The organism is Bradyrhizobium sp. LTSPM299 (assembly GCF_000938235.1).
GTDB lineage: Bacteria > Pseudomonadota > Alphaproteobacteria > Rhizobiales > Xanthobacteraceae > Bradyrhizobium.
The window spans coordinates 96,651-109,947 of sequence record NZ_JYMU01000071.1 but is presented as its reverse complement, the minus strand read 5'-3'; the positions used below and the strand labels follow the sequence as shown (position 1 = coordinate 109,947).

Sequence of the window (13,297 nt, the reverse complement as noted above, 5' to 3'; positions counted from 1 at the left end):
ATCTAACCGACCAGTTGAGTGACTGACAGCAACGCGGTCATGACCGACACGATCAAGCCCCCCACGACCGTGCTGATGCAGATGATGGCGAGCGGTCCGACGATGCCGACGACGCGATCGAGACTGCGCTGCAATTTGGCTTCATAGAATTCTGCGACGCGGCCAGCCAGTGTCGGCAACTGCCCGGTCTCCTCGCCTAGCCGCAGCATGCGTACCGCCATCGGCGGCAGGCTGTTGGCGACCGCAAGTGCGTCTGAGAGCTTTCCGCCGTGGCGGACACGATCAGCCGCCGCGCTCCAGCCTTGCTCGTTTCCGGTTACGGCCATGATGTCGACCAGGATACGCAAGGTCTCGGTCAGATTGACGCCGCTGCCGAGCAGGACGCCGAGATTCCGGCAAAACAGGCTGCTCCGATGGAACTGGAAAATGCCGCCGACGCCGGGCAGGCTCGATAATCCGCTCAGGATCGCTGCCCGCACTCCAGGCCGCCGCAACAGCCACCAGCCGCCGGCGATGATCGCGGCGGTCGCCAGCAATGCCGGCGTCGCATTTGCATGCAGGAACTCCGACAGCTTGATGAAGCTGCTCAGTGTCGTATCCGACTTGCTGCCGAAATCCTGCAGCACCGACGAGAATTGCGGCAGCACGAACAGGATGAAGAACAGCATGACCCCGGCCGAGGCGACCAGCACAAAAGCCGGGTATTGCATCGCATCCGTGAGCTTGCGCCGCATCTGCTCCGATCGTGCCCGCTCCGCGCCGAGCATTTCCAAAACCTGATCCAGCGTGCCGGAGATCTCGCCAACACGGACCAGCGCGGCATACATCGGCGGAAACAGCGCCGGGTGGCCGGCGATGGCATCGGCCAGGCTTTCGCCCGAGAGCAGCGAGGCCCGGATCTTGCTGACCACCGGACGTAACCGCCCGACATCGGCATCGCCTGCCATCAGCTCAAGTGCATCGTCGAGCCGGGCGCCAGCCTTCAGCAACAGCGCGAGGTCGCGGGTGAAAGTCGTGATCTCGGCAGCACTCGGCCGGCCGAACAGACCGTAGGCCGCCAAACTCGAGGGCGAGCGCTTGTTCTCGACGGTCTCGATCGGCAACAACCGCAGATATTCGATGCGACGCGCAACCTCCGCTGCGGTCGTCGCCGAGATCGTGCCATTCACAATCTCGCCGTTCTGTGTCAGGGCCCGGTAGCGGAACTCAGGCACGCGATCACCGCAAGGTTGTGACACGGAGGATTTCGGCAGGCGACGTCAATCCCGCGCGGCATTTGGCGATACCGTCGTCGAGCATCGTGGTCATGCCGCCACGGATCGCCAATGTGTCGATCTTCAGACCATCGGTTTTCTCGCCAATCAGCTCGCGAAGCTCGTCGGTCAGCTCCAGGACCTCGAAGACGCCGAGACGGCCACGATAGCCGGTGCCCGCGCAACGGTCGCAGCCGCAGGGTTCGTGGATCACGTCACCGCAGTGGAAGCCGAACGCGGTCAATCGAGGATCGTCGGTGAAGTCGGCATCGGCAAGGAGGCGCGTCGTTTTGCACCGCTCGCAGAGTTGACGGACCAGGCGCTGCGCAACCACGGCGCGCAAAACCGAACGCAGGAGATAGCCTTCGACGCCGAGATCGAGCAGGCGCGGCACCGCAGCCGCAGCCGTTTCGGTATGCAGCGTGGTGAGCACCAAATGTCCGGTCAGCGCCGCATGCACCGCCACATGCGCGGTTTCGGAATCACGGACTTCGCCGACCATGATCACATCAGGGTCCTGGCGAACGAAGGAACGCAGCGCCGCCGCGAAGGTCAGTCCGATCGCCGGCTTGACCTGCGCCTGGTTGATGCCGGGGATCTCGTATTCGACGGGATCTTCGACGGTCAGGATTTTACGGATCGGCTCGTTGAGAATTGACAGCACGGTAGCGAGCGTCGTGGTCTTGCCGCTGCCGGTCGGGCCGGTGACGATGATCATGCCGTGGGGCAGTTTCAACAGCCGGCGCAGCCGCGTTTCGTCAGGCGGTGAAAATCCCAGCTTCTCGACGACCAGGAGGCCACGATCCTTGGGCAGGATGCGGATCACGGCCGCCTCCCCGTGCTGCATCGGCATGATCGCAACGCGGATATCGACGTCGACGCGGCCGACCCTCAAGCGCGCGGCACCATCCTGCGGCAGACGGCGTTCGGCGATGTTGAGATTGGCGACAATCTTGATGCGGGATATCACCGCCTGCGGCAGCACGTTCGCCGGTGCCGAGACCTGCCGCAGCAAACCATCGATGCGCATGCGCACCGCGAAGCCCTTGTGAAACGGCTCGATGTGAATGTCGCTCGCGCGCAATTCGACCGCCTTTTCAAGCAGATCGTTGACAGCCCGCACCACCGGCGCGCCGCTGGCGAGATCGCGAAGACTTTCGATGTCGTCTTCGCGGAACTGCGCCGGCAAGGCATCGCCTGGAACCGTCTCGTGCTGGTCCAGACGCTGGTCGAGAACGACCGCAAGGTCCTCGAAGGTTGCAACCTTGATCGCAACTCCCTTGCCGAGCACGATCTGTGCCGCGCGCTGCGCGGATAGATTGGTCGGGTCGGCGACTGCGAGCACGACGTCGCCCTGTGGCGACCGATAGGGAAACACCAAGGTCTCCCGCAGGAAGCGCGGCGAGAATGATGCCGCCAGCGAAACCGCTGACATCATGTCCTGCAGCGCGACCCGGTCGAGACCGTGGAACCGCGCAGCCTGCTCGGCGAATTCACCTGCCGGCAGGTCCACCAGTTCCCATAGCTTGGCCTGCCGCTGGTCAGCATCAGTTTGACCGGTGGAATCACCGCGTCCGTCAACCGCCGTCAAATGCCTGCCCTGACGGAGATACTCCACGAACTCCGAGGACAAGTCGCTGGCCATCCGTTGTTCCGGTCGCACAAACTTTCAACCGGCTCGTCACGGGATCGCCGAAGGCGGTGCGCGCGGAGCCAGCACTGCGACGTTATTGACCTGAACTATGACAGCTGTACGAAGCTGCTCGTGCAACAGCCGCTCAAAAAAAGTTCAGCAGATAGATGTGTCGGACGAGTGTGTTCTGGAATCAACGCACGCCGACGGACTGTCATCTAATCGAGCGAACAATTTATTTCTGTCATGTTCGATCGCTAAGTATTCATTCCCGGACGGGTGACACAAGCAGATCGATACGACGATCTGCGAACACCGGCGGTCGGAATGGCGAAGTCTTATGGTACGCGTCGACAGGCTTGGCCATCATCGAATCACGCGCCGCAGCGTCGGTGCCGCCTTCGTTCTATCGTCGCTGGTTCTATTGGCGTCGTGCAATTCCGCGACCGTCGGTTCGAGCGTCGACAATTCGCAGCTCGATATCACTGACAAGGTCCGTTCGATCGATCTCATGCCGCGCCAGCCGCAACCGGTCGGCGCCGTGGCCGCCGCATCCGGCAGCAACCGCGCCGGCACCGGTGCGATCTACGAAGGTGCTGAAGTCACCGCCGTCTCCGATGCTCGCCCGCAGCCCACGTCGAGCGGCAACGGCTTCGACCTGAACTTCGAGAACGCGCCGGTTGCGACGGTCGCGAAGGTCGTGCTCGGTGACATCCTGGGAGTCGGCTACACCATTGATCCACGGGTGCAGGGCACGGTCAGCCTGGTTTCGGTACGTCCGGTGCCGAAATCCGACATTATATTTGTACTGGAGGGAGCATTGCGGCTGAGCGGCGTCGTGCTGCTACACGATGCGTCCGGCTACAAGCTCACGCCACTTGGTGATGCAGTGGGCGCCGGCCGGGTCGATTCGGCCGCCGCCAACCCCGAGCCCGGTTACGGCGTGTCGGTGGTGCCATTGCAATATGTCTCGGCATCAACCCTGTTGAAACTGATGGACAGCTTTGCCACCCGAGCCGGAACCGTTCGCGCAGACACCACGCGCAATTTACTTCTGATCCAGGGCACTGGCGCCGAGCGACGTACCGCGGTCGACACGGCGCTGAGCTTCGATGTCGACTGGATGCGCGGCCAATCGGTCGGCATCTTCCCGGTCGCGAGCGGTCCGCCGGCACCGATCATTGCGGAACTGGAGAAGATCGTGGATTCTGGCGAGAACGGTCTCAGCCAGAACGTGATAAAATTCGAGCCGATCACCCGCCTCAACGCCATCATGGTGGTCAGCAAGCGCCCGGACATGTTGCGCACCGCCGAGACCTGGATCAAGCGGCTGGATCGCGCCGACACCGCGCGGACTACTGTTCATGTCTATCGGGTCAAATACGGCGACGCCCGGCAGATCGCACGCGTCTTGACCGACATGTTCCTAGGCGGCTCGGGCGCATCGAGCCTGCTCGACAGCGCTGACAATCAAGTCGCACCGGGATCGGGCACGTCGGCCACGTCGAGCGCCGATCGCCTGTCGCTGACCGCAGGCAATTCCGCCTCAACGAACGGCTTTGCCGGACGCGGCGCGACCGGCGGTGGAACCACACCTGGTTTCGGCTCGCAAGGCACGAATGGCGCGCAGGGCACCCAGGGCGCAAATCCCGGCGGCGGCAACACCGCAGCGCTCGATTCCGGACGTGGTGCGACGTCCGGCAATGGCCAATCCATGCTGCAGGATGTCAGGATCACCCCCGACACCACCAACAACAAGCTGTTGATCTACGCCGACCAGGCCAACTACCGCATTATCGAATCGACCCTGCTGCAACTCGACCAGCCGCAACTACAGGTTGCGATCGACGCCACCATCGCTGAAGTGACGCTCAACAATTCGCTGTCCTACGGTGTCCAGGCCTACATCACCGGGCAAAACCTGGGATTGAAGCCGAACTCCGGATCGATCCTCAACACCCAGGCGACAACGGCGCCGGCGACCACTACCGATGCCACCACGGGCCTCGCCTCGGTCGCGGGCTCGCTCACCAATGCCTTCATCAATCAGAGTTTTCCCGGTTTCAATTTCCTGGTCGGTAACGCGACGCAGCCGAGCCTCATCCTCGATGCGCTGCATGCCGTGACCAGTGTGAAGGTATTGTCCAACCCGTCGCTGGTCGTGGTCGACAACCAGGTGGCGACACTGCAGGTCGGCGACGTCGTGCCGGTTTCGACCGGCAGCGCCACCGTGCTGACGACCAGCAACACCGTGGTCAACACCATCGACTATCGCAACACCGGCATCATCCTGCGCGTCGCGCCGCGTGTCAGCGCCAATGGCACGGTGCGACTCGATATCGAGCAGGAGATCAGCAACGTACCTCAGACGTCGGCCAGCACGCCCAATTTGACGCCGACCATCTCGGAGCGGCGGGTCAAGAGCCAGGTCTCGGTCGCCAATGGCCAGACCGTGCTGCTCGCCGGCCTGATCAGCGAGCAGCAGAGCGGCGCGCGCAATACGATCCCCGTACTCGACCAGATTCCCGGCCTTGGCGATGCCTTCGGTCACCAGTCCAACAGCACCCAGCGAACCGAGCTGATCATCTTCATCCGGCCGCAGATCATCCGCGACGGCACGGACGCGCATCTCGTCTCCGAAGAGCTTCGGTCCAAACTGCGCGGAACCATCGCCACCACGACGAGCAATGCCCCAGTCACGACCAGCTTCCATTGAGGCCGCTATCGTGGCCTCGCTCCGGTCCACCGTCTGGCGCGCTCTGCCAACTGCGGCGACGGTCATGCTCGCTGTCATCATCGGCCCATCGGCGCAGGCCGATGCGCTCAGCCGCGGCACGGCGGCGTTCGACCGCGGCGAATATGCCCGCGCCGCGCAGGATCTGTCACCGCTCGCCGCGCGAGGAAACCCAAGAGCGCTCGGCCGGCTCGGCTTCATGTACGAGCACGGCTTTGGTGTCCCGCAGGCCTATCAGGCCGCATTCGATCTCTATTGCCGGGGCGCTGCCCGGGGCGATCCATTCGCCCAAGCCATGCTCGGACTGATGTTCGACAAAGGTCACGGCGTGCATCAGGATGTTATCCAGGCCTACAAATGGCTCAACCTGGCGGCGGCACGGTCGCAAGGCCGCGCGCGGGACGCCTATTTGAGGTTTCGCGATGCGGTCGCCTCAAAGATGTCGCGTGATGAAATCGTCGTCGGACAACGCCTCGCCCTGAGCTGGCTACCCGGCATTCTAGTCAATGGCCGCGTAAGCGGACAATGACCTTCAGACGCTGCGCCTGTCGGAATGGCTCTCTTGAGGGGATCCCAAGCTGCTAAAAAGCTTGGTGGGCGCACCAGGGCTCGAGCCTGGGACCCGCTGATTAAGAGTCTACGCTTTGATGAGCGGCGTCAAGCAAGTTGATGCCGCAAAGCGATGGGCATTTTGTCAAAGACGGAACAGGAAAAGTGCGACTTGCGCCCTGGACCCTTTAGTTCTGGCTTCAGCAATGGATTCCAGACCTATAGCTGTGAGTAAACTCGCCGTTCCATTTCGCCGAGGCCTGCCCAGCCACACACAGCCTGAGGCGATGAAGCGCGCCTAAGTGCTAAAATGAACTGAGCCGAATGTCCGTAGAAACCCGTGCCTCAAGGCAGACGCGGTAACTATGGAGATTCACCATGCACATCGAAAAGACCGTCATCCCGCAATTCTACGTCTACCAGCAACCGTATCTCGGCTGCAGATATTGGCATCCGAGAATGTCATCTAGCCGATAGGGAGGCGGGAATGACGAACGCTTGCGCGTTTTGCGGTCGAAAGCTGGGATTGGTCATGTACCACTACCACCGCCGCCGCTTCTGCCGTCTTTCTTGCGTGGAGGCCTACACCAATAAGCGCAATGAAGAGCGCACCCAATGGGTCAAGTCGCTCCTGCGACTACAGTAAGAACAAGCCGCCCCGAGCGATCTGGGCGGTTTTCTTCTTAGGCCTCGTGCTCTCGAATCGGAGTCATTTCTCTCGTTTTTTATAGTTTTTCAGCTAAGTTCCCGCAACCACAGGCTGGGGGTGGCGGTAACTCTACGGTTTGATGACTTCGAGGACGACGTTATCGTTCTCCACTTCGGAGGACCCGAAGGCAGCATAGACGCCTATACGCTCGCGGATGCTCTTATCGGTTTTGCCGACATGGCGCGCGCAATCAGCGCGACCGTCGAGCCTGGTACCGACATTGAGCTTGCTGTTGAAGCAGTCGGGACTGGCAGCTTCAGGGTACGTATTCGCCGTATCAAGAAAGGTTACGGTGGCCTAATCTTCGTGGTCAGTACTGTCTTTTGGGGCATCGTCTCGAACTACATCTACGACAATTACGTCAAGGACGACCCGCCACCTCAAATCACGATTGAGAAGGACGGCACGGTCGTTAAAACGGGGAAATACACGATCGTCATCACTTCTCCCGAAGTGCATGCAGGTACGGAGCACGTCAAGAAAAACCCAGCTGTACACAGTGCTCTAGCTAAGACCTTCGCGGCGCTGGAGGCAGACGAGAACGTGAAAGATTTCGGTATCACAGGTTCTATTGCTGAACCCGCTCCAAAGTTCACAATCCCCCGCGCGGACTTCCCGAGGGTGGCACGTTATCCGACGACTATCGAAGAAGAGTCGAAAACGAGGTCAACGAAACGCAAAGCTCGCTTGTTCGTCCTCAAGGCGTGGCTCAATCACGCGAAGCGAAAGTGGTCTTTCGAGTGGAACGGTGAACCTGTCTCTGCGCCTATCACGGATGCGAACTTTTTAGATGAGGTTGACCGGCGTGAGGTGCTGCTTGGAGCTGGCGATGCTTTGGATGCGGAACTTTCCTTCAAGCAAAACTACGATGCAGCACTGGGGGTCTGGATCAATGACCAGGCATCGTTTGTCGTGACGAAAGTGCTCAAAGACTGTTCCGAGAGTGCCGTGAGAATGCGAGAGCAAAAACGGAGCAAATTTCGTCACTCCACCTCGCCCGGACGCCACTAAGTTATTGAAAAATTGGCGATCCCGGCATGACTCGAACATGCGACCTACGGTTTAGGAAACCGTGCCTAGACCACGGAATGGCAATGACTTAGCTGCCTCATGTTGCAGATCTGTCGCCTGGCGTACCGCGCAGGATTCCGCTGGGCCTGCTCGAAACGCTAATGCGCCGCCAACCGGACGTGCGCGAGACCGAGGCGTAACTGCATGAGACCACGGCGCAGACCGGAGTCGCCCCTGACCAATCTATTCTCCCCGACTCGGGGGAGGTTGGGAGGCAGCAGACGTCGCCCTTGGTGCAGTTGGCACGTCGCGACAGGAGATTGAAACGCGATAGCATGCCCGCGACAGCTTCGGTTCTGATTGAATCAGAACCGAAGCTGTAGATTCTTGTTTTGACGCATTTTCTTCACGCGAACCGGTGTCCACTTCGCTCGAAAGCGCTCTAGTGCGGAAGCTTCGCCTTGAAGATGGTGAAAGGCCCGGAGCGCGGGAGGCTGTTCTTGAACGCCACCTCCCAGAGATGGGAATCGGCGATGTAAAGGTAGCCGCCACTGATCGCAAATCCGTCCGCCCATGACAGTTTCGATGGATCTCTGACAAAGATTCTCGAGTGCAGCTTCCTATCCGCAGTCAGGGTGAGTGCCACCACGGTGCGATGTTCGAGATCGCCGGCATAGAGCGTACCGTTGCGATCCATGATGAGACCGCCGCTCAGCGCGGCGCTACCGAGATAGTCCACCTTGCCGGCAAGTTCGGCCTCGGAGAGCTTGGCGTCGCGCAAGGCTGACGTGGGCACGCGCCAGTAATTGTGATCGGTCAATGGACGATAGTAGAGCCACTGCGCGTCCGGAGAAAGTGCGATGCCATCTGCCTGTGTCGCCCTTACCGAGCCGTCCGGCCGCAGCGCGACCTCGTTGCCGATCATCAGGTGCTGGCTCGGATCGGCAAAGGTCGAGCGGTCGCCCACCAGCACTTGCCGGGCGACCCCCGTCTTCAGATCGAGCACCACCAGGCTGCCCTCGTTACCCGCATTGGTAAGATAGGCGTAATCATGCACAGTATCGACCCGCACGTCGTTCAGAGAATCCTTCGCCGAGACCACGCCGTTGAAATCATACTGCCGGATCACGCGGTTGGAGGACAGATCGAACTCGACCAGCTTCGGCGGCAGCCGCCGCTGATCGACCTTCGACAGCGACGAGTCGAGCGCCCAAAGATGGTCCAGTCTGTCGACCCACAGCGCTTGCACGGAAATCCATTCCGACCTGCCATCACCCTGTTCATTGAACTTGTTCCAGGCAGCGTCGGGATAGGGCGTGATCGCGCCGGTTTTTGGATCAACCTCGACCATGCTGAAGTGAGAGCGGACATCCGAGGATGGTGCCGTCGCGAATACTCTGCCTTTCGCCGAGACACCGATACCGACCAGCCGGAAGTCATCGCCAAACGTCTTCACGGCTTCCAGGGGTGGGCCGACTCTGCCGGAGCCTTGCGCTTCGCAAGAATCCTGCGCCGCCGCGAGCATGCCTGCAGCCAGAAAGACACTGATGGATGCGCGGGCCAACATCGTTCTCATTCTCATGAATCCACCAAACGTCTATCGATACTGGACTGAAAGCGCACAGCGTCCCAGAGACACACGTTCATTGTGCGGATTCACTGCGCGCCTTCCCAAGTGTTTCTTGATAGCTAACCGGCTGATGACCCGACGCCCAAAGGCAGTCTGGGCGTCGAGGTCAGCTTCGCGGAACGTCTGGTCAATTGTTTGATTTCGGTCCGCCGTGATAACGGTATGCGCCGGACTCGGTTGCGGGACGCGACGCCGTGGCGTTCCCGTCTTGCCAGCCGCGATAGAAGCCGCCATCGGCCTGCGCCAGGGCGGGAGTTACGAACGCCACGGCGGCGACAGCGACCGCGCCAATCAATGCTAGTTTCATCTTAATCTCCTGTTGGGTGGTATTGGGGTTGATCGATGTGTTGCTACATCGGATCGCGATGGCCCCTCCGCCAATAAATTCTGATTCAGAAATCGCTTCGGTGCACACGTTCGCGCGACGAAGATTTCGACGAATGCGCCCGAAATTGCATTTCACTCGGCGGGTGCCTTGGCGGCGCTCCCTAACGCGGCCACTGGCCGTTCGTGGGCGAGCCAGGCGAGACCGATGTGCAGAACGGCAGCGACAATGGCGCCAACAATTGGGGCGATCACGTATAGCCACGCATCTGTGAAATTGCCGGTCGCGACCATCGGGCCCAGCGCTCGCGCCGGGTTGAAGGCAGCGCCCGTAAGCGCCCCGCCCATCAGGATATTGAGCGTCAGCGTCATTCCTATCGCCAGCGGCGCGAGGCTGCCGGCGCGGCCTGCGACCGCCGTGCTGAGCACGACGGTGACCAGGAAGAAGCCGAGCACGGCCTCGATCATGAAGCCGGCCGCAGGCGCAATCGTCAGCGATGTGATGCCAAGGGTAAGATTGTGCGCGAGCGCAGGCGTGCCGAGACCGGTCTCCGCTCCACCCAGCACGATCCGCAACAGCAGAGCACCGCCAACGCCGCCAAGGAGCTGACTGACGATATAGCCGATCGCTTCGCCGACGCCCATTGCGCCGGCTACGAGCACTCCGACAGTGACGGCGGGGTTGATATGCCCGCCCGACACGGAGCCGTAGGCAAACGCAAAGGCCATGATGGTCAGGCCATGGGCGAACGCAATCGCGACGATACCGGACAGGCCGACACCATCTCCAACCACGGCCGCGGTACCGGCGCCGATGAACACCAATGCGAAAGTGCCGATGAACTCGGCAAGGAATTTAGATGCAATCTGGTTGGACATCGTTAGCTCCGGAGACGCGATCAGGTTTCGCCAAGGAACGACACGTTGGTCGGGGATGGCCGGCGGCACGACTGAGTACCGCCAGCCCGCGAGCTTATTCCGCGGCGACTCGAGGGCTGAAATCGACGCCCAGCGCCTTCGCCACGCCGGCTCCGTACGCCGGATCCGCGCGCGTGCAGTTATCGACGTGACGTTGCTTGATGTGCAGCTTGGCATCGCCCATTGCCCGCGCCGTATTGTCGAACAGCAGCTGCTTCTGCTCCGAGGTCATCTTCCGGAACAGATTTCCCGGCTGCTCCCAATGGTCGTCGTCGACGCGGTGGTCCCAATGCGCCGCGTCGCCCTCGATCGGCATGGGCGGCTCTGCAAAATCCGGCTGGTTGTCCCAGAGCCCCGCGCTGTTGGGATTGTAAGTAAGTGTTCCACCCAAATTCCCCTCCGTTCGCATCATGCCGTCGCGGTGGTAGCTCCGAAACGGGCATTTCGGCGCGTTGACCGGGATATGGTTGAAGTTGATGCCGAGCCGATAGCGTTGGGTATCGCCATAGGAGAAGAGCCGGCCCTGCAACATCTTGTCCGGAGAAAAGCCGATGCCTGGAACGATGTTGGCAGGCGAGAAAGCGGCCTGCTCCACTTCCGCAAAATAATTGTCCGGGTAACGATTGAGCTCCATCACGCCGACCTCGATCAGCGGGTACTCCGCTTTCGGCCAGACCTTGGTCAGGTCGAAGGGATTGTGGCGATGCGTCTTCGCCTGGGCCTCAGTCATCACCTGAATGAAAAGCGTCCAGCGCGGAAAATCGCCCGCCTCGATCGCATTGAGCAGATCGCGTCCGTGACTTTCACGATCCTTGGCAACGAGCGCCTCGGCCTCCGCGTCCGTCAGGTTCTGGATTCCTTGCTGGGAGCGGAAGTGGAACTTGACCCAGACACGTTCATTGGCGGCATCGATCATCGAGAAGGTGTGGCTGCCGAAAAGGTGCATGTTGCGGAAGCTTTTCGGGATGCCGCGATCGGACATCACGACGGTGACCTGGTGCAATGCCTCCGGGAGCAGTGTCCAGAAATCCCAATTGTTGTCCGCGCTGCGCAGCCCGGTGCGCGGGTCGCGCTTGATGGCATGGTTGAGGTCCGAGAACCGCAGCGGGTCGCGGAAGAAGAACACCGGCGTGTTGTTGCCGACGATGTCCCAATTGCCGTCTTCGGTGTAAAACTTGAGGGCCGTGCCGCGGATGTCGCGCTCCGCATCGGCCGCGCCGCGCTCGCCGGCAACGGTCGAGAAGCGCGCGAACATCGGCGTCTGCTTCCCGATCTTCGAGAACATCCTGGCCTTTGTGTAGCGGGTGATGTCGTGGGTCACCGTGAAGGTGCCGTGGGCACCCCAGCCCTTGGCGTGCATACGCCGCTCCGGGATCACCTCGCGGTCGAAATGCGCCAGCTTCTCGATCAGCCAGATGTCCTGCAGCAGGGCCGGCCCGCGTCGACCGGCGGTCATGATGTTGGTGTTGTCAGCGACCGGCGCGCCGGTCGCATTGGTGAATCGTTCCGTTTCGGACATGATAAGGTTCCCGAGTGCTGGATATGAGGGACTTATGAAGGTATGAGATTTCGCGGGCGCGTTCGCCGGCCGCTCGAATTTTCCGCGGAGGAGACGGGATGCTTACCCGCGCCAGGCGGAATTGCGGATCACGCTGCAGAAATTGCCGCGGCAAAAATGCGGATCCTTATCCGCGAGCACGTCGGCCTTTACATTTCCGAAGGTCGTCTCCGGCTTGTGCTTGATGCCCTCGTAGAAGGCCTGGATGATATCTTCCTTGAAGTGCGCGCTGCGCGGGTGCGCGTGGACCACGGCCTCGCGCTCCGTGTTGCTGTACTCGCCATAGCATATTCCGAGCACGTCCATTTCGACGCCGGCGGTCAACAGAGCAACGACCGGATGCATGTGTTGAGGGATGCCCGGCGTCGTGTGCAGCGCGATTGCGGTCCAGACCGTATCGATGTCGTGTTGCGCGATGCCACGGCTTTGCAGGAAGTCCCGGGCGACGTTCGCGCCATCAACCTCGAAACGCTTGTCCTTGCTGCTGTGCTGGAGCGTCAAGCCCATGTCATGAAACATCGCGCCCGCATAAAGCAATTCGGGGTCGAACTTCAATCCGCGGCGTTTGCCTGCCAGGGCGCCCCAGTAGTAGACGCGACTTGAATGATGAAACAGCAACGGCGACTCGGTGCTCCGCACCAGCTCCGCTATTTCCTGCGCGAGCTTGCTATCTGGAACTTTCGTTCCTGCCAGATCAGTCTTCGTTGCAAGGTTGATGCTCACTGCGCGTCTCCCTGTTTGCTTTCAATAACAACGACAATCGGTGGACTTGCGGGATCGTGCGCACGTTGAGCCTTAGCGGTTGACGGTTCAGGGGCTGAAGCGCTTCAAAACGTGCAGCTCGACGAACAATCCTTCATCTCGCCACCTCTCTAGGGCACGCGCGCGATCGACGATCGGCACGCTCTCCTCGCGGCCAGGCGCGAATGTCACGCGAGCGCCGTCGGTTCTCGATTTCGATGTCGTGGTGATTTATCT

10 protein-coding genes and 1 tRNA gene are annotated in these 13,297 nt (G+C 60.9%); 3 read left to right on the top strand and 8 right to left on the bottom strand.

Going from position 1 to position 13,297, the window contains the following annotated elements; genetic code table 11:
• Window positions 1-2 precede the first annotated feature (2 nt).
• Both UP10_RS32590 and UP10_RS32585 read right to left on the bottom strand, forming a co-directional pair.
• Complete coding sequence (locus UP10_RS32590; protein WP_044591280.1) at window positions 3-1,214, bottom strand: type II secretion system F family protein; 1,212 nt, start codon at window positions 1,212-1,214, stop codon at window positions 3-5.
• A gap of 4 nt (window positions 1,215-1,218) precedes the next feature.
• Entirely contained in the window at window positions 1,219-2,898 is a 1,680-nt protein-coding gene (locus tag UP10_RS32585) for a GspE/PulE family protein (protein WP_044591279.1), read from the bottom strand.
• 328 nt (window positions 2,899-3,226) lie between these two features.
• Between UP10_RS32585 and gspD the strand changes: the two genes are divergently transcribed.
• The 3 genes from gspD to UP10_RS32570 all read left to right on the top strand — a co-directional run bounded on the left by gspD (window position 3,227) and on the right by UP10_RS32570 (window position 7,889).
• Window positions 3,227-5,602 (top strand): type II secretion system secretin GspD, encoded by a 2,376-nt coding sequence (gene gspD / locus UP10_RS32580; protein WP_197086954.1) that lies wholly within the window; start codon window positions 3,227-3,229, stop codon window positions 5,600-5,602.
• A gap of 64 nt (window positions 5,603-5,666) precedes the next feature.
• Window positions 5,667-6,149, top strand: a complete 483-nt coding sequence (locus UP10_RS32575; RefSeq protein ID WP_044591390.1) for a tetratricopeptide repeat protein — start codon at window positions 5,667-5,669, stop codon at window positions 6,147-6,149.
• A gap of 786 nt (window positions 6,150-6,935) precedes the next feature.
• Window positions 6,936-7,889 carry an LAPAL motif-containing putative phage structural protein gene (locus UP10_RS32570; RefSeq protein WP_044591278.1) on the top strand — a complete coding sequence of 318 codons (954 nt, stop codon included), beginning with the start codon at window positions 6,936-6,938 and terminating at the stop codon, window positions 7,887-7,889.
• A 13-nt stretch (window positions 7,890-7,902) separates the two neighbouring features.
• Here the strand turns inward: UP10_RS32570 and UP10_RS44725 are convergent.
• The 6 genes from UP10_RS44725 to UP10_RS32545 form a co-directional block, all read right to left on the bottom strand.
• A tRNA-Arg gene (locus tag UP10_RS44725) sits at window positions 7,903-7,983 on the bottom strand.
• 348 nt (window positions 7,984-8,331) lie between these two features.
• Window positions 8,332-9,465, bottom strand: a complete 1,134-nt coding sequence (locus UP10_RS32565; RefSeq protein ID WP_197086953.1) for an L-dopachrome tautomerase-related protein — start codon at window positions 9,463-9,465, stop codon at window positions 8,332-8,334.
• Between the two features lie 181 nt (window positions 9,466-9,646).
• Entirely contained in the window at window positions 9,647-9,982 is a 336-nt protein-coding gene (locus tag UP10_RS44720) for a hypothetical protein (protein ID WP_156180446.1), read from the bottom strand.
• The gene (locus UP10_RS32555; RefSeq protein WP_044591275.1) at window positions 9,979-10,722 is read right to left on the bottom strand and encodes an MIP/aquaporin family protein; all 744 of its coding nucleotides are present in this window, start codon (window positions 10,720-10,722) and stop codon (window positions 9,979-9,981) included. The genes UP10_RS44720 and UP10_RS32555 overlap by 4 nt, the downstream gene beginning before the upstream one ends.
• Window positions 10,723-10,816: 94 nt before the next feature.
• Window positions 10,817-12,280, bottom strand: coding sequence for a catalase (locus tag UP10_RS32550; protein WP_044591274.1), 1,464 nt, complete (start codon window positions 12,278-12,280; stop codon window positions 10,817-10,819).
• Between the two features lie 102 nt (window positions 12,281-12,382).
• Window positions 12,383-13,042 (bottom strand): HD domain-containing protein, encoded by a 660-nt coding sequence (locus UP10_RS32545; protein WP_197086952.1) that lies wholly within the window; start codon window positions 13,040-13,042, stop codon window positions 12,383-12,385.
• Between the last annotated feature and the right edge of the window lie 255 nt (window positions 13,043-13,297).

What these genes read in the sequence shown, in the direction of transcription:
- UP10_RS32585 (WP_044591279.1), bottom strand. Translation starts at nt 2,898, where the DNA reads ATGGCCAGCGACTTGTCCTCGGAGTTCGTGGAGTATCTCCGTCAGGGC.
- gspD (WP_197086954.1), top strand. Translation starts at nt 3,227, where the DNA reads ATGGTACGCGTCGACAGGCTTGGCCATCATCGAATCACGCGCCGCAGC.
- UP10_RS32575 (WP_044591390.1), top strand. Translation starts at nt 5,667, where the DNA reads ATGCTCGCTGTCATCATCGGCCCATCGGCGCAGGCCGATGCGCTCAGC.
- UP10_RS32565 (WP_197086953.1), bottom strand. Translation starts at nt 9,465, where the DNA reads ATGAGAACGATGTTGGCCCGCGCATCCATCAGTGTCTTTCTGGCTGCA.
- UP10_RS32555 (WP_044591275.1), bottom strand. Translation starts at nt 10,722, where the DNA reads ATGTCCAACCAGATTGCATCTAAATTCCTTGCCGAGTTCATCGGCACT.
- UP10_RS32550 (WP_044591274.1), bottom strand. Translation starts at nt 12,280, where the DNA reads ATGTCCGAAACGGAACGATTCACCAATGCGACCGGCGCGCCGGTCGCT.